At 36.0% G+C, this 16,482-nt stretch carries 13 protein-coding genes and 1 pseudogene; 9 read left to right on the top strand and 5 right to left on the bottom strand.

The window, feature by feature from the left end; genetic code table 11:
* Positions 1-178 precede the first annotated feature (178 nt).
* The 3 genes from ZPR_RS05800 (at position 179) to ZPR_RS05790 (ending at position 2,387) form a co-directional block, all read left to right on the top strand.
* On the top strand, positions 179-1,405 hold the full coding sequence (locus ZPR_RS05800; RefSeq protein ID WP_233421406.1) for an amidohydrolase: 1,227 nt from the start codon (positions 179-181) through the stop codon (positions 1,403-1,405).
* 95 nt (positions 1,406-1,500) lie between these two features.
* Entirely contained in the window at positions 1,501-2,022 is a 522-nt protein-coding gene (locus tag ZPR_RS05795) for a DUF7935 family protein (RefSeq protein WP_013070700.1), read from the top strand.
* A 134-nt stretch (positions 2,023-2,156) separates the two neighbouring features.
* A complete protein-coding gene (locus tag ZPR_RS05790; protein ID WP_013070699.1) occupies positions 2,157-2,387 on the top strand; it encodes a PLD nuclease N-terminal domain-containing protein in 231 nt (76 codons plus the stop codon).
* A gap of 591 nt (positions 2,388-2,978) precedes the next feature.
* On the opposite strand, the gene ZPR_RS05785 is transcribed toward ZPR_RS05790, so the two are convergent.
* From ZPR_RS05785 to ZPR_RS05775, 3 genes are read right to left on the bottom strand one after another with little or no spacing between them, the layout of a single operon-like run.
* A complete protein-coding gene (locus ZPR_RS05785) occupies positions 2,979-3,899 on the bottom strand; it encodes a patatin-like phospholipase family protein (protein ID WP_013070698.1) in 921 nt (306 codons plus the stop codon).
* Complete coding sequence (locus tag ZPR_RS05780; protein ID WP_013070697.1) at positions 3,899-4,801, bottom strand: patatin-like phospholipase family protein; 903 nt, start codon at positions 4,799-4,801, stop codon at positions 3,899-3,901. Before ZPR_RS05780 ends, ZPR_RS05785 begins: the two co-directional genes overlap by 1 nt.
* A gap of 12 nt (positions 4,802-4,813) precedes the next feature.
* Positions 4,814-6,931, bottom strand: a complete 2,118-nt coding sequence (locus ZPR_RS05775; protein WP_013070696.1) for a M1 family metallopeptidase — start codon at positions 6,929-6,931, stop codon at positions 4,814-4,816.
* Between the two features lie 164 nt (positions 6,932-7,095).
* On the opposite strand from ZPR_RS05775, the pseudogene recG reads away from it, so the two are divergent.
* A pseudogene (recG, locus tag ZPR_RS05770) lies at positions 7,096-9,194 on the top strand (ATP-dependent DNA helicase RecG).
* Between the two features lie 98 nt (positions 9,195-9,292).
* Positions 9,293-11,719 carry a phenylalanine--tRNA ligase subunit beta gene (gene pheT, locus ZPR_RS05765; RefSeq protein WP_013070692.1) on the top strand — a complete coding sequence of 809 codons (2,427 nt, stop codon included), beginning with the start codon at positions 9,293-9,295 and terminating at the stop codon, positions 11,717-11,719.
* Between the two features lie 77 nt (positions 11,720-11,796).
* Here pheT and ZPR_RS05760 read toward each other — a convergent pair whose 3' ends face one another.
* Complete coding sequence (locus tag ZPR_RS05760; protein WP_083759741.1) at positions 11,797-12,381, bottom strand: DUF4136 domain-containing protein; 585 nt, start codon at positions 12,379-12,381, stop codon at positions 11,797-11,799.
* Positions 12,382-12,698: 317 nt separating this feature from the next.
* Here ZPR_RS05760 and ZPR_RS05755 point away from each other — a divergent pair, with 317 nt between their 5' ends.
* From ZPR_RS05755 to ZPR_RS05740, 4 genes are all read left to right on the top strand, one after another.
* A complete protein-coding gene (locus tag ZPR_RS05755; protein WP_013070690.1) occupies positions 12,699-13,436 on the top strand; it encodes a hypothetical protein in 738 nt (245 codons plus the stop codon).
* A gap of 84 nt (positions 13,437-13,520) precedes the next feature.
* Positions 13,521-13,769 (top strand): DUF2007 domain-containing protein, encoded by a 249-nt coding sequence (locus tag ZPR_RS05750; protein ID WP_041578714.1) that lies wholly within the window; start codon positions 13,521-13,523, stop codon positions 13,767-13,769.
* The gene (locus ZPR_RS05745; protein ID WP_013070688.1) at positions 13,762-13,962 is read left to right on the top strand and encodes a hypothetical protein; all 201 of its coding nucleotides are present in this window, start codon (positions 13,762-13,764) and stop codon (positions 13,960-13,962) included. The genes ZPR_RS05750 and ZPR_RS05745 overlap by 8 nt, the downstream gene beginning before the upstream one ends.
* A gap of 178 nt (positions 13,963-14,140) precedes the next feature.
* The gene (locus ZPR_RS05740; RefSeq protein ID WP_013070687.1) at positions 14,141-15,364 is read left to right on the top strand and encodes an IS4 family transposase; all 1,224 of its coding nucleotides are present in this window, start codon (positions 14,141-14,143) and stop codon (positions 15,362-15,364) included.
* A 66-nt stretch (positions 15,365-15,430) separates the two neighbouring features.
* Here ZPR_RS05740 and ZPR_RS05735 read toward each other — a convergent pair whose 3' ends face one another.
* Positions 15,431-16,438, bottom strand: a complete 1,008-nt coding sequence (locus ZPR_RS05735; RefSeq protein ID WP_013070686.1) for a 3-oxoacyl-ACP synthase III family protein — start codon at positions 16,436-16,438, stop codon at positions 15,431-15,433.
* Positions 16,439-16,482: the final 44 nt, after the last annotated feature.

The following is a 16,482-nucleotide window of genomic DNA, read 5'->3' as shown; positions in this document are numbered from 1 at the left end:
CCCAGCCTGTTAATACTTTTAAACAGTGGTAAGCGAATTTCAAATAGTTTATATTTTTTAGTATTTTTAAGAAAACTACAGTTTAAATAAATACAACCATCATTTTTAACACATTTCTATGAAGAAAATTTACTACCTACCCCTTATTCTGTTTTCAATTTTCGGTTATGGTCAGCAAATGGATGCCGATCTTAAAAAAGATATCGCTAACGTAGAAGAAAAAGTCATTGAATGGCGAAGGGATTTTCATGAACATCCCGAGCTATCAAATCGCGAATTTGAAACCGCCGAAAAAATCGCAAAACATTTAAAAAATCTAGGTTTGAAGGTCGAGACCGAAGTTGCCAAAACCGGAGTCGTAGCTCTACTTAAAGGGGACCATCCCGGCAAAGTTGTGGCTTTACGGGCTGATATAGATGCTTTACCAGTGACCGAAAGAAACGAGCTTCCTTTCAAATCTGAAGTTACTACCGAGTTTTTAGGTTCGCAAACCGGGGTCATGCACGCCTGCGGCCATGATACACATACCGCTATTTTAATGGGTACCGCTGAAGTTTTAGCCAAGCACAAGGATAAAATTCATGGAACCATAAAATTTATTTTTCAACCGGCTGAAGAAGGACCACCACCTGGAGAAGAAGGTGGTGCTAAATTGATGATTAAAGAGGGGGTTTTAAAAAGCCCTGATGTGGATGCCATTTTTGGTTTGCATATCAATTCAGAAACTCCCGTGGGCACCATCCGGTATAAGCCTGAAGGTACAATGGCAGCAGTAGAACGTTTTGTTATTACGGTAAAAGGAAAGCAAACACACGGCTCACAACCCTGGAGCGGAACCGATCCTATTCTTATTTCAGCAAAAATTATCGATGGTTTACAAACCATTATTAGCAGAGATTCTAAACTGATCGATGCCGCCGCCGTGATTACCGTAGGAAAAATCACCAGTGGAGTACGTTTTAATATTATTCCTGAAAGTGCTGAAATGATTGGAACAGTGAGGACTTTAGAACCAAAAATGCGAGAAAAAATTCTAACCCGAATGAAGGAAATGGTTCCTAAACTTGCTGAAGCTTATGGCGGAGAAGCTACTATAGAACTACAAAATAACACCGCAGTAACCTTTAATGATGTTGCTTTAACCAACCAAATGCTACCAAGTCTGCAAAAAGTAGCCGGAGAAGATCATGTAGAACTGGTTAAAGCCACCACCGGTGGGGAAGATTTTTCGTATTTTCAGGAAGAAGTTCCCGGATTATATTTTTTCCTTGGCGGGCAACCTTTGGATAGTAAGGAACCGGCACCACATCATACTCCCGATTTTTTTATTGATGAAAGTGGCTTATTGCTTGGAGTAAAGGCTATGACTCAATTGGCTTTGGATTACCTTGATCCTCCAAAATAAAGCGACGGAATTCTATAAAATTAATAAGGTACTTTTTCGTTAACTTTGACGTTTAACTAAGAAAAAGTACCTTTCAATTTTTAGAACGAACCAGCATGAGCGATACCGATTTATTGCAACTACTTTATAATACTCTACCAGCATTAATTGTTGCAGGTGTGTCCTTTTATTTTTTTAAAACTTTTTCTGAAAACGAAAATCGGAGACGTCGATTTTTATTACATCAGGAAAATCAAAAAACAGCACTACCTTTAAAGCTCCAGGCTTATGAAAGAATGGCTTTATTTCTGGAGCGTATTTCTCCCGGGAATTTACTGATAAGGATTAAACCTGAATCTTCAGATAAAATTCAGTATTCCAACACTTTGGTTACCACCATCGACCAGGAATTCGAACATAATTTAGCGCAACAGATTTATATTTCTAATGATTGCTGGAATTATATAAAAACAGCTAAAAATGCTACTATTTCATTAATTCGACAGTCAGCTGCCGATAACACAGTAGAAAATGCAGCCATGCTGCAGGAAAAGGTTCTCACCATTTTAATGGACGAAGACGCCCCTACCATTGCTGCACTAACCTATGTAAAAAATGAGGTTAAGGAAATTATGTAGTGTAGTTTAGCTTTTCTAGCAATTAGCTTTTAGCTAAAAAATGCTTCCTAAAATCTGCAATTTAAATTTTTGGTTTTTAAAAGTTTACGATTAAAGGTTTACAAAAAGCTATCAAAAATTCATTAATTTAGGGTATGGATATTTTACTGATTATCGCTGTAATTTTAATCCTTTTGCTATGGTTTTGGGCCATCTGGGATGTTTCGAGATCTCGATTCGAAAATACTTATTTAAAACTGGCATGGCTGCTAGCCGTGCTCTTATTTCCTGTATTAGGATCAATATTTTATTTTCAGCTCAAGAAAAATTTCACCATAAAAGAACGAAAATTCAAACCTGATTTTAGTAAAGCTAAGCCGAATTAATAAATCTTTGTTTTCTAAAATTAGATAGAACAATAAAAAAAGAGAAACAACTCAGAAACCAAAAGAAAGGACTAATATTTTATTACTAGGATTGAGCTTTTTAGTTTTTTACACTATTTTCTCTAATTGGGATCATTTGAAAAGTTTAATTGCGAGTTTTTTTTAGTTGCTTATAAATTGGTATTCAGCTATCAGTTAGCTTCAAAAGCCTTGTCATTTCGAGCGAGGTACGAGTCGAGAAATCTCAATTTCGAAATCAATCTGTAAAAAAGATCTCTCCGCTACGGTCGAGATGACAGCACCCGGTTTATTACTTTCCCTTCTTCTATTGAAATCTATTAATTATTTCTCGTAAATCTGACCTTCACAAGCATAGGATAACATACATTGAGGTCATTTCGACCCTGCCTCGCCGGCAGGCAGGTGAAGCCTAGGGTAATGCAGAACAGAGTTCAATGTTGAAAAAGTTTAAGATTTAAAGTTGTTTATTCTTGATTTTCCCATCAAGACATTCTTAAATTATCTTATTTCTCAAGTCTACCTCGTCTGTCATCTAAATACTAACTACTCACTATTAAAATCCAGCTTCCATCACAACTCAACTTTGGTCTTTTTGGCATTTTCTTTATCTTCTTTTACCTTGGTAGCGGCATAATCATAACCCTGCTTCCACCACTCTGTCATTAATTTTTTATTGAAGACCAATGAATTTTCGGTAAGTTTTGTGGGAGTGTAATAAATATTCAGTTTTACATTTTTATTCAGTGCTGCCAGTTTTCCTTCAATCACATCGTGATATTCTACCTGATCGAGCACGAAACTGTATAAATTGAGCATTAAACTAAAAGGATTTTTACCCAGCACCTTGTTATATTCCATATTTTCAGCTTCTAAAATTATGGCATCTACTTCGGTAGCGCCACGTTTTATAGCTTCTCGAATGGGCACTACACATCCTAAACCTCCATCGGCATATTCAAATCCGTTTTTTTTAGCCAGGCTCATAAACGGAATATAGTTACAGGAAATCCAAATCCATTCGCAAAAATCCTCATATGAGAAATCATGAATCGATTTATATTCTACCCTGTTTTTAGATAAATTAGAAACGGTTACCACAACATCCCCTACTTTATCCTTTAAGTTTTTAAAATTTTCATTTGAAAAATTACGCCTAATATGCTTTAAAAGATTTTTGCTTTCTCCAAAAGTGCGCTTCTTTTTTAAAAACTGCCAAAACATGTTAAAGTAGTTGATCGTGACATATTCCCGGCCTTCTTTTTTCTTTACTATAAAGGGATTTAAACTGAAGATTTTACGCTGATTCACATTGGTATACAGCTCGTAAACTTTTTCTATGTTACCGGCCGCAAGATGCGGAATTAGAAGGCTACCGGTGGATGTACCTAAAAAAAGATCATACTTCTTCTTTTCGGCTTCCATTAAATACTGGGCTACTCCGCCTGCAAATGCTCCTTTACTGCCGCCGCCCGAAATCACCAATGCTCGCATTAAACTTCGATTTGGTTTAATTCTTCACTCTTAAGTTTTGCGTAATTGAATCCGCTTTTCCACCATCGCTTCATCTTCTCTTCTTCAAAAATAAGAGAATTCGTGGTTAAAACTGTGGGAGTATAATAAAAATTAATAATTACATCCTTATTCGCCGCAGCGAACTTCCCTATTCTAATATTTTGATTTTCAACCCTATCTGTTATAAAATTAAATAAGTTGGTAATCAACCCGAAAACATTTTTAGAAGGCATTCGGTTTAAATGACTTACTTCAGTTTTCAAAATAATGGCATCTATTTCTGTGGCGCCACGTTTCACAGCCTCTTCGATGGGTACCATTGATCCAAATCCGCCATCGGCATACTCACAACCATCTTTTTGTACTAAACTCATGAATGGCGTGTAATTACAGGAGATCCAAATCCACTCCACAAAATCCTGATAATCAAAATCTTTAATAGATTTATACTCCACATCATTTAAAGATAAATTTGAAACGGTCACTAAAATATCTTTTTCTGAGGCCTTTAATTGCTGAAATTCTTCTTTTGAAAATGTATTTAAAATTAATTTTTTAAGATTTTTGCTTTCACCAAAGGTCTTTTTACCCTGCAAAAAATTACGTATTACATTAAAGTGATTAATACTAATATGGTCTACGCCGTGTTTATGTTTAATTAAAAATGGACGGTTATTAAAAATACTTGATTCGTTTACTGAAGTATACACCTTCCTTATCTTCTCTACTTCCTTTAGGGCTAAATGAGAAATTAGTAAACTTCCGGTAGACGTACCCACATATAAATCGTAATCTCGTTTTTTTTCTTCAATTAAATACTGTGCCACACCACCTCCAAAAGCACCTTTACTGCCACCACCCGAGATCACTAATGCCTTCATATATGTATAAAGTTATTTAGAAAATTGAGATTGCAAATATTCTTGTTCTGTTTTAGGAAGCGAATCTGATAATTGCTGGAATTTTTCCAAATATTTTTCATGTGTTAATAACTCCTTTAGCAATTGCCTGCAAAAATCTCTAAATCGATAGGCATAGTGCTGTGTTCCTTGCATCAGATCTTTTAAATTCTGATCTGAAAATGCATCGATCTGAAATAAATAACTGAAGGCATTTTGTCGAATTTCCATAGGATATTTTGTGTGGGTATATCCAGAAAGCTCTGCATAATTCGCCTGACTATTACCGGCATCATATTCTGGTGTTACCAAGTTAAGGGTTAACCACAGCATTCTCACGTTCTTGTCATAAAAGCCCTGGATATTCCTGGTCTTGCTTAAATACTTAGCGCGATCCATGGGGAAATTAGTCCAAAGCGTCATTAGGGCGTATTCTTTTGTTAAGTAAGAATCATCATTCAATAAATCTTCAAACTCTGATTTTAAAGGCTGCGGAATTTCTTTCATACTAGATGCAATAGCCTGTCTTACAAAAATGTTACCCGTTTCAAAAGCTTTTTTATACAAATCTAAGGCTTCCTGAGCAGTGGTTCCCTGTAGCTGCATAACGGCTTCCTGGCCTACATAATCGTTAACTGGAAAATCCAGCGCGCCATTTAAAATATTATATTTTGTACCCACACTTTGTTCCCTAACTGCAGCAACGTCTAAATATTTTCTAATAAATGCTGATTTTTCCAAAGAATTTAATGCTGCGTTTGCTTTAAAAGCCGATTGTTCTAACCAATCTTTTTTAAACTGTGATAACTCCTGCCCACTTGCATTCTCCATTACTTTCAGAAAATCTTCTGTAGAAACATTCTTAAAACTATATAATTCCAAATAGTTTTTTATCCCGATTTTAAAAGCTTCGTCTCCCAATTGTTCTCGCAAAATGTGTAGGGCCCATGCTCCTTTCTGGTAAAATGTAAGCGAACTGGCTTTAGGATTAAGTAAGGCTTCCCCTTCACCGCGATCACTGAGTTTTTTTAACTGCTCGGCAGTTTCATATAACTTCCAATAATAATAGTCTTCACCAAAAATCTGCTTTTCGGCTAATAACGCGTAATACGTGGCAAAACCTTCCTGCAACCAATGATGCTTTCCTTCAGTCTCGGTAACCAGATCGCCAAACCACTGGTGTGCCAGTTCGTGTGCGTTAATATTTACATAATTACGATCTTTAAAGCCAATACTATCTGTAAGCATAGATTCAGAAAAAATAGTAGTCCCCGTATTTTCCATTCCTCCATAAAGAAAATCCTCTACCGGAATTTGCTTATAATTTTGCCAGGGAAAAGCTACCCCAATCTCATCTACTAAAAAGTCGAATATTTGCTTTGAATATCGATAAGTAGGTTCTACCAGATTTTTATCCTTTGGCTCATAAAATAAAGAAATAGGGACTCCGCCAGCACTTTGTAATTCTTTACTTTTATAATTTCCGGCAACGACTGCCACCAGATAACTACTCATAGGGTTTTGCATGCTAAAGCTCCATTGCTTAATCGAATCATTTAGCATTGTTTCGCTTTCCAATTTTCCGTTAGCAATAACCTGATAGTCCTTTTTAAAATTGATTTTTAAATTAAAAATCGTCTTTTCTCGCATATCATCAAAACTTGGTAACCAATGCGAGGTGTACCGCCCCTGTCCCTGTGTCCAAACCTGCTTGCTTATTTCTTCAGTATTTCCTAGATCCCAATTAATAAAATACATGGTTTGCTTTGGTGAGCCAGAATACTTTAGCTGCAGTATATTTTCCTTAGAAGGTGATAGTTTCTTTTGAATCCAAATTTTGTCTTTAGCTAAGCGAAAATCAGCTTCTTTCCCATTTACTTTTACTTCTTTAAAACTCATATCTTCAGCATCTACAAAAAAGGAATCTACCGATTTTAGTACTTCAAAAGAATAGTTAACATCCCCATCAATTTTGGCCGATTCGGGATAAATACTTACTTCCGCATTTACCGTTTTAAAATCTACAAATTCGATTTGATTCTCAGGAGAGATCGATTGTGCTATCGCTAAATAGGCATTTAAGAATAAAAATGGAAAAAATATGTTCTTCATTATTAAAAACTGTCGTTTTTGGTATTGCCAAATTACAAAATTTAATGCCAGAGGATTCGCTTATTACCGAATCTTTCGGCTTTGATTCGCAATTCTTAAAAAGAAATAGCATAAAATGTGCCTGAAATAATTCTAAAATTACGCATTTTAATATCTTCGTTTTTATGAATCCTAATATTCTTCAAACTCCGATTGATTATTTAAAAGGCGTTGGACCTAACCGCGCCGATGTCCTACGGAAAGAACTAGGGATTCACACCTATCAGGATCTGGTGAATTTTTTCCCTAACCGCTACCTGGATAAAACCCGGTTTTATAAGATTGCTGAATTACAACGCAACTCGGCTGAAGTACAAGTGGTAGGAAAAATCACTCATATTAAAACTGTTGAACAAAAACGCGGCAAACGCCTGGTTGCTGATTTTGTGGATGAGACCGGACGTATGGAACTGGTTTGGTTTAGAGGCCATAAATGGGTCCGTGAAAACCTGAAGCTCAATACTCCATATGTGGTTTTTGGAAAAACCAACTGGTTTAATGGAATGTTCAGCATGCCGCATCCCGAGATGGACACTCTGGCCGACTTTAAAAAGCAATTACGTGCGGCAATGCAACCTATTTATCCGTCTACCGAATTATTACAAAAAAAGGGATTACCAATCGCGTGGTGAATAAAATGTTACAACAGCTTTTTGTGGAAACCAAAGCACGATTTTTTGACACCTTAAACGAAGAAATTAGAAACGAATTTAGGTTAATATCAAAAGCTGAGGCCCTTTTTAATATTCATTTTCCTAAAAATGCCGAGTTACTTGCGAAAGCGCAATTTCGTTTAAAGTTTGAAGAGCTTTTCTACATTCAGTTGCAATTACTACTAAAAAACCAGCTTCGAAAACAAAAAATAAAAGGTTTTGTTTTTGGCGAAATTGGTGAATATTTTAGTGGGTTTTATAAAAATCATTTGCCCTTTGATCTTACCGGCGCACAAAAAAGAGTGATCAAAGAAATTAGGGCAGATCTGGGAACAGGCGCCCAAATGAACCGATTATTACAGGGTGATGTAGGTTCAGGAAAAACCATTGTGGCTTTAATGAGCATGCTTATTGCCATCGATAATAATTTTCAGGCCTGTTTAATGGCGCCTACAGAGATTTTAGCGATTCAGCATTATCAGGGATTAGTAGAATTGTGTGAAAAAATGGAACTTTCTATTTATTTGCTTACCGGATCATCTAAAAAAGCACATCGCCGCGAACTACACGAAAAACTGGAAAATGGTGAGATCGACATTCTTATCGGCACACATGCTCTTTTAGAAGACAAGGTGAAGTTCCATAATCTGGGCCTGGCAATCATCGACGAGCAACATCGTTTTGGTGTAGCGCAACGGGCCAAATTGTGGCGAAAAAATAAGATTCCACCTCATATTTTGGTGATGACGGCTACTCCCATTCCTCGTACATTAGCGATGAGTTTATATGGAGATTTGGATATCTCAGTAATCGACGAATTACCGCCGGGAAGAAAACCTATTAGAACCGTGCATCGTTTTGATAGTAACCGATTAAAGGTATTCCGGTTCCTAAAAGAAGAAATCGATAAAGGCCGACAGGTTTATGTGGTCTATCCATTAATTCAAGAATCTGAAAAAATGGATTATAAAGATTTAATGGATGGTTACGAAAGTATTGCCCGTGAATTTCCTGATTTTCAAATTTCGATCGTACACGGCCAGATGAAACCTGAAGATAAAGACTATGAAATGCAGCGTTTTGCTGAAGGCAAGACCGAAATCATGGTGGCAACAACAGTGATTGAAGTTGGTGTAAATGTACCCAATGCCAGTGTAATGGTGATAGAAAGTGCCGAGCGATTTGGCCTTTCACAATTACACCAGCTTCGTGGACGTGTTGGGCGTGGTGCCGAACAGAGCTATTGCATTTTAATGACCGGCCATAAATTATCTAACGATAGTAAAACCCGTCTGGAAACCATGACCGCTACCAATGATGGTTTCCAGATTGCGGAAGTAGATTTAAAACTACGTGGTCCTGGGGATATCATGGGCACGCAGCAAAGCGGAGTACTCAACCTTAAAATTGCCGATATTGTAAAGGATAATGATCTCTTAAAAACCGCTCGTCACATTGCTCAAAAAGTACTTAAAGAAGATCCAAAACTGGCTTTAGAAAAGAACAAAGTATTACGCTTTACTTACGGGCAACTAGCCAAGCATCAAAACATTTGGAATTATATTTCCTGATTCTCGAAAACTTCTAAAAATCTGTGTGAATTTTACAAACCTTAGATTATGCCAAAATAATTGGTAATACTATCTTTGTAGATTGTAAAATTACTTAGATGAAGATTTCATACAACTGGTTAAAACAATTTATAAAGCTACCTGAAGATGCCGAAAAAACCGGCGAATTACTAACCGATCTTGGTTTAGAGGTTGAAGGGATTCATAGTTTTCAAAGTGTAAAAGGTGGTTTAGAAGGTATTGTGGTGGGACATGTACTTAGTTGCGAAAAACATCCAAATGCCGATAAACTTAACCTTACCAAAGTAAATATTGGTAATGGCGAAGAAGTACAAATTGTATGCGGCGCCCCTAATATCGCTGCAGGGCAAAAAGTTCCGGTTGCAACCATAGGTACTGTTCTTTATGACGAGAAAGGTGAAGAATGGCAGATCAAAAAAGGAAAGATTAGAGGTGAAAGTAGTTTCGGGATGATCTGTTCTGAAAAAGAAATTGGTATTGGTAGTAGTCACGAAGGAATTATGGTGATGGAAGACGACCTGATCCCGGGCACACCTGTTGCTGAAATTTTTGAAGTTGAAAATGATAAAGTTTTTGAAATTGGTTTAACCCCAAACCGTGCAGATGCGATGGGACATTGGGGAGTCGCCAGAGACTTAAAAGCGGGTTACCAGCAACAAAGTAAAAGTTTAGAACTAATCACTCCATCGGTAAGTAATTTTCATGTAGACAGCCGTAGTTTAAGAATACCCATTTTTGTAGAAGACTCTTCTTTAGCACCTCGCTATTGCGGCATTACCCTTAGTGATGTAAAAGTTCAGGAATCTCCAAAATGGCTGCAGAATCGTTTAAAAGCAATTGGACTAACTCCAAAAAATAACATTGTAGATGTGACCAATTATGTAATGCATGAACTGGGACAACCGCTACATGCTTTTGATGCTGCAAAAATAACAGGGAACGAGATTCATGTAAAGACGCTAGAGACCGGCACCAAATTTACCACTTTAGATGAAGTAGAAAGAGAACTTCACGAAGAAGACCTTATGATTTGTGATAAAGAAAAGCCACTATGCATTGCCGGAGTTTTTGGCGGCTTAAATAGCGGTGTTTCCCAAAACACCAATCAGGTCTTCCTTGAAAGCGCATATTTTAACCCGGTAAGTGTTCGTAAAACTGCTAAAAGGCATGGCTTAAATACCGATGCTTCTTTTCGTTTTGAGCGTGGTATAGATCCTAGCATTACGGAATATGCCTTAAAACGCGCTGCACTTTTAATTACTGAACTGGCCGGAGGGGAAATCACCAGTGATATCGACGATCTTTATCCTAAGAAAATTGAAGATTTCCAGGTATTCTTAACCTTCGAAAAAGTAAATAAATTAATTGGTGAAAACCTTGAAGAAGAAACCATAAAATCAATCTTGGCTTCTTTAGAAATCCGTGTAAATAATGTTACCGAAACGGGAATGGGATTAACAATTCCTTCTTATCGTGTGGATGTACAGCGAGAGTCTGATGTGATCGAAGAGATTCTTAGAGTGTATGGGTATAACAATATAAAAATCAATGAAAAGTTTAATGCTTCAGTTTCAATTTCATCGAAATTCGAAGATTACAAACTTCAAAATATAATTGCTAATCAGCTGGTTGGACAAGGATTCTATGAAACCATGGCTAATTCTCTTACCATGCCATCGCATATAGAACTCAGCGAGCAATTAAAAAGCGAATATAATGTTGAAATGCTGAACCCACTTAGTAGTGATCTTTCGGTAATGAGGCAATCTATGTTATTTAGTGGTTTAGAAAGTATTCGATATAATTTAAATCGCAAAAGAAGAGATCTTAAGCTTTTTGAATTTGGTAAAACTTATCACAGCTATGTAAGTGGTCGCGTTGAAAATAAACATCTTTCTATTTTTGTAAGTGGTAATCAATCTGGAGAAAGCTGGAATTCAGCTGGACAAAAAGGAACCTTCTTTTATCTAAAAGGAGTTATAGAGGTGATTTTTCAAAGATTAAGCATCAAGAATTTAAAAGCCGCTGCTTCTAAAAACGATGTTTTTGCTGAAGGTTTAATGTTGAGTTCTGCAAAAGCGAAATTGGTAGAATTTGGGGTAGTTAAAAAATCGATATTAAAACATTTTGACGTGGATCAGGAAGTTTTATTTGCAGATTTTAACTGGGATGCAGTGATAGAAATTGCTAAAGCACAGTCGAATAAATTTGTTGGAATTCCAAAATACCCCGAAGTAAGACGTGATTTTGCATTACTCTTAGATGAAACGGTATCTTATGCTGAAATTGAGACAATTGCTGCCCAAACAGAAAAGAAATTACTTAAAGAAGTGAATCTTTTTGATGTATACCAAGGGGACAACCTGCCCGAAGGTAAGAAAAGTTATGCGGTGAGTTTTACCTTTCAGGATGAAAACAAAACCATGACCGATAAGCAAATAGATAAAATCATGAGTAAACTTCAGTATAGATTCGAAAACGAACTGAAAGCTGAATTACGATAGTCCTTGAAATTTTCATAAACAACAAAGGCTGAAATTCTAAAATTTCAGCCTTTGTTGTTTTAAATATTATTTGAGTATTATGGAAATTGTTTAAAAATTTCATCTACATATTTTCTTACATCACGAGCTGTACGACGATTGTCTATTTCTACTTTATCTGTAGTACCACGCCAAATAATTTTATTGTTTTTACGATTGATGAAATCAATCACTATAGATTTTGATTTATAAGGAACCTGATCTATATTCTCTCCTGTAATACGCTGAATCGTGTAATAATCCTTATACATATAGGGCTTATAATAATCTCCAATATAAAAATCTGGACGATAATAAGAATAGCTGGTGTATACAGGATCGGCGTTTACCTCTGCTTTATCGTCAAACATGGTATGAACATAGATTAAAACTTCCGGCTGATCTTCGACATAGCGATAACGCTCATCTTTCATATTTTCGTTAATCGTATTCACAATCTCGGTATTAATTTCCAGATTATTATAACCCGGAGTGGTAATTTTATTTTTATTAGGTAGAAAGGCATACGTTGTATAATTCTTTAAATCTTTAGGATTTTCACCCACTTGTGTAGACTTACTCCCACCACAACTTGTAAGGAGGATAAAAATTGATAATAGTGCACTCCAATTAAGTAATTTCATAATATTTTAAATTTTTGCCGCATATTAATAGCTTTGCACGGCAAAACAAAATGATTTAGCAAAGTTTAGAGATAAATTTAACAGCCATTTAGAAACGTATAATTGCGTTCAGATAGATTTTTTTATCAATAAAAATTCTAGTTGTAATCTAGCTCATAGCAAACACATGAGGCAGTTTTATTTTATTTCGGGATGTTTCCTACTCCTGAAAACGGAAGCCAAGCATTTAATCTCTATTATCCCTTAAATGATTAACGTATACAGAATTGCGAATTACATGGATATTATATATTTTAGTAGCTCATGCAAAGTGACTGATGATGAAGAACTTTCCCCGCACCAACGTTGAAATCCAACTTTTAAAATCCAGAAATAAGCGTAAATCTGAACATCTTTTCCTAAAAGAAATCAATGCGATTTTTAAGGAAAATGAGCATAGAGATCAGAATATTATGCAGCAATTAAAAAATACTGCTGATGGGGAAAATATCTCAAATTCTTTCAACTTCGAACTGTTAGAATCTAATCGAATTTTTCATATTAGTGATATCCAGAAAATATGCATTGATTATCGTTTACGATTTTTAAGTTCTTCCTATTTTAAAGCTGAAATTCCTTACGAGGCGGTTATGGCTATCCGAAAATTGGAAAACAACCAAAATACTAAACTATCCGGGTTTAAAATTATCGCTCCTGCACGATTATTTAAATTAGAAAATGCCGATGATCCATTATTAATGGCACCCATGGGCAACGATTATTATTATTTGGTACACAAGTGGGAGAACGATCTTCATCCCCTAAGAAAACTATTAATGTGGCCATTTAAGCAATTAGAGAACTTTATCTTCTCTATGTTTTTACTTAGCCTTGCCATCACTTATTTAATACCACAGGGTATGTTTGCGCATGGGGGACAGCAAACCACCACAGAGTTTTTTATGATTTTATTTTTTGTATTTAAATGGATTGGCGGTCTTGCGATTTTTTATGGCTTCAAAAAGGGCAAAAACTTTAGCGAATCGATTTGGAACAGCAAATATTATAATGCTTAGTAAGGATTTGATAACGTTAAACTCTAATTAAATAAAGCTTTTAAAATATCTTATCTTCGTATTTTAGTATGATAAACTATTATTATGAGTACCGACGAAACATACGAAAGAGTATACACTGGAAGCGATGTAAATGTGCAATATTTACAGGAATTATTTAATAAATCTGGAATCTCCAATCGCGTTAGAAACGATATGGAATCTGGGCTAAGAGCAGGATTTGGTGGAGGTGTACCAGGACAGGTTCAGCTTTTTGTAATTAAAAGTCATTTTGATGAAGCTGTTGCTATAGTAAAATCGGCATTCCCTAGTGACGTTGCCGAATATGAGTAAACAAAATTCACCTTCTAAAGGAAGAAATTATGCGTATTTAGCCGTAGGGATTTTCTCTCTGGGCTATGGCGCATATCGTGTAATTAGCTTATACGACAATTATCAAAAGTACGAACTGCAATTTGCCCTAGCCATAGGTTTTATTACTGCTGGTATAATTTGCATGTATAGATTCTTTAAATCTTTGAAATAAAAAAGCGGCCCAAAGCCAGTCATGGTCGGAAGATTATTCTTCCGACTTTTTTGTTATAAAGACTTTTTTCTTAATTATAATACCGAAGGAAATATATGAATAACCTACTGGTTATCAGATAAATAACTTGCTTTTATTCTTTGTTTTTTGTATCTTTAATATTGATAATCAGTCTTATATGTCAGTTTTTAAAGATCATAAGGTAACTGTAAATGAGTTACTTCAAGTTATACCTGAAGCCCTGTTATCCCAACTAGCTACCCAGACGAAAGTCGATCATTATTCAAAGGTCCTTCATGGTAAAAAAATGTTTTATCTTTTATTGTTCGGGATCCTGGATAATGAAAAATTGAGCCAACGTACGCTAGAGGATACCTTCAATGATTCTGTATTCAAGCAGCTTTTTGATCTGGACGAATCTGAGACCGTACGTAGAAGCTCCATCTCTGAAAGATTATCTAAAATAGACTCGAATTACTTCCGACAAATATTTGAGTGCATTTATGAGCAATTTGCCTCTCATTATGGGCATACCGAAAGCAAAAAATATAACCTGATCCGGGTAGATAGCACTGTTGTGAGCGATACGGCGGGAAAACTCGGGGAAGCAATTGATCAGAACAATGGTAAAAAGCTGATCAAATTCAGTATGTCTTTCGATGGATTGCTTCCTTCATCTGTTGATATTTTCAATGAGCAAAAGTATTCGGCAGAAGATAATGCTTTACCCGTGGGGATTTTAAGACATGTGAAAAAGGAAAAAGGCACATCCAATATCTACATTATAGACAGAGGGGTACAGTCTACCCGAACCATGCATAAGTTCAGTAAAGAAAACATCCCTTTTGTAATACGTTCCAAAGAAAACAGAAAGTATGTAGAGGTTAAATCCTTATTGAGAGATCAAGATACAACTAAAGATATGGGGGGATTTGAACTGGTCAAGGATAGTATAGTCCATCTTTATACCGGAATCCCTATACATAACAAAAAAGGGAACATACATCACAAAGAAACCTTGGTAGAATCGCCTTTCAGGCTTATTATCATCAAAGATAAAACCAGTCCCAATAAAGAATTTTGGTTTATTTCTAATGAATTTGATCTTCCTGCCCAAGAAATAACACGGTTTTACAGGAGAAGATGGGATATTGAAGTGTTTTTCCGGTTCATTAAGCAAGAACTCCATGTAAGCCATTTGGTTTCCATGAATAAAAATGGTATCGAAGTAATGATTTACATGACATTGATTGTCGCCATGCTTATCCTTATCTATAAAAAAGCAAACAATATCGGTTATAAAACAGCCAAGAGAAGATTTAAAATGGAAGTAAGGAATTTAATTATTGCAATGATAGTGATCTTTTCCGGAGGAGATCCCAACAAATTATTTAAAACTTAAAGTGGCCGGAATTTCTTCCGACCACTAGTGGCCCAAAGCCGCTTTTTTATTTCAAAAATCTATTTTTTACCATTCGATTACAGCACTGGCCCAGGTAAATCCACTACCAAAAGCCGCCAAAACAATAGTATCACCTTCTTTTATTTTACCTTCTTCCCAGGCTTCGGTTAGCGCGATAGGAATCGATGCTGCTGTGGTATTTCCATATCGCTGGATATTATTATACACCTGATCGTCCCTTAACTTAAATTTCTGCTGAATAAATTGTGAAATTCTTAGGTTCGCCTGATGCGGAATAAGCATATCGATATCTTTCACATCAAGTCCGTTTGCCTTTAGCCCTTCCATAATTACTTCAGAAAAACGAACAACTGCATTTTTAAATACAAATTGCCCGTTCATATACGGATAATACGGAATATCTTCCTGTGGATTTTCCTCAATAATTTCAGGAACCCAGTGATTGGTGCTTGGACCTTTCAGACTTAATTCCAAGGCGTGTTTTCCTTCAGAATGTAAATGCGTAGAAAGAATTCCCTGCCCATTATGATCGCTTCTTGTTAGCACTACCGCTCCTGCTCCATCTCCAAAAATCACAGATACCGAACGCCCACGTGTCGTAAAATCTAAACCACCACTATGATTTTCACTTCCAATTAGAAGTATGTTTTTATACATACCGGTTTTGATAAATTGATCGGCAACCGATAGCCCGTAGATAAAACCACTACATTGATTACGCACATCAAGGGCAGGACAGGTATGAATATCTAATATTTCCTGAATTTGCACACCACATCCGGGAAAATAATAGTCGGGACTTAAGGTGGCAAAAACGATTAGATCAATATCATCTTTACTAATATTGGCTCTTTCTAAGGCTATATTTGCAGCCTTAGCTCCCATACTGGCTGTTGTATTGCCATCGCCTTTTTTAATATGTCGCCTTTCTTTTATACCGGTACGTTCCTGGATCCAGGAATCATTGGTATCCATTATTTTGGATAAATCCTCATTGTTAACCACATTCTCTGGCACATATTTTCCTAATCCGGCAATTTTAGACTGATACATTCAGTTTATTTTAAATAATTAAAAATCTAGACTCTTCAATTTAG

It is taken from the genome of Zunongwangia profunda SM-A87 (genome assembly GCF_000023465.1).
In the GTDB taxonomy this organism is placed as follows: domain Bacteria; phylum Bacteroidota; class Bacteroidia; order Flavobacteriales; family Flavobacteriaceae; genus Zunongwangia; species Zunongwangia profunda.
The sequence above is the reverse complement of the archived record's forward strand: the minus strand, read 5'-3'. Positions and strand labels throughout refer to the sequence as shown.

Bases quoted from the DNA above. Each gene is read 5' to 3' on its own strand.
- ZPR_RS05745 (WP_013070688.1), top strand. From the start codon at position 13,762: ATGAGTAAACAAAATTCACCTTCTAAAGGAAGAAATTATGCGTATTTA.
- ZPR_RS05740 (WP_013070687.1), top strand. From the start codon at position 14,141: ATGTCAGTTTTTAAAGATCATAAGGTAACTGTAAATGAGTTACTTCAA.
- ZPR_RS05775 (WP_013070696.1), bottom strand. From the start codon at position 6,931: ATGAAGAACATATTTTTTCCATTTTTATTCTTAAATGCCTATTTAGCG.
- ZPR_RS05760 (WP_083759741.1), bottom strand. From the start codon at position 12,381: ATGAAATTACTTAATTGGAGTGCACTATTATCAATTTTTATCCTCCTT.
- ZPR_RS05785 (WP_013070698.1), bottom strand. From the start codon at position 3,899: ATGCGAGCATTGGTGATTTCGGGCGGCGGCAGTAAAGGAGCATTTGCA.
- ZPR_RS05795 (WP_013070700.1), top strand. From the start codon at position 1,501: ATGAGCGATACCGATTTATTGCAACTACTTTATAATACTCTACCAGCA.
- ZPR_RS05800 (WP_233421406.1), top strand. From the start codon at position 179: ATGGATGCCGATCTTAAAAAAGATATCGCTAACGTAGAAGAAAAAGTC.
- ZPR_RS05735 (WP_013070686.1), bottom strand. From the start codon at position 16,438: ATGTATCAGTCTAAAATTGCCGGATTAGGAAAATATGTGCCAGAGAAT.
- ZPR_RS05755 (WP_013070690.1), top strand. From the start codon at position 12,699: ATGATGAAGAACTTTCCCCGCACCAACGTTGAAATCCAACTTTTAAAA.
- ZPR_RS05750 (WP_041578714.1), top strand. From the start codon at position 13,521: ATGAGTACCGACGAAACATACGAAAGAGTATACACTGGAAGCGATGTA.
- ZPR_RS05790 (WP_013070699.1), top strand. From the start codon at position 2,157: ATGGATATTTTACTGATTATCGCTGTAATTTTAATCCTTTTGCTATGG.
- pheT (WP_013070692.1), top strand. From the start codon at position 9,293: ATGAAGATTTCATACAACTGGTTAAAACAATTTATAAAGCTACCTGAA.
- ZPR_RS05780 (WP_013070697.1), bottom strand. From the start codon at position 4,801: ATGAAGGCATTAGTGATCTCGGGTGGTGGCAGTAAAGGTGCTTTTGGA.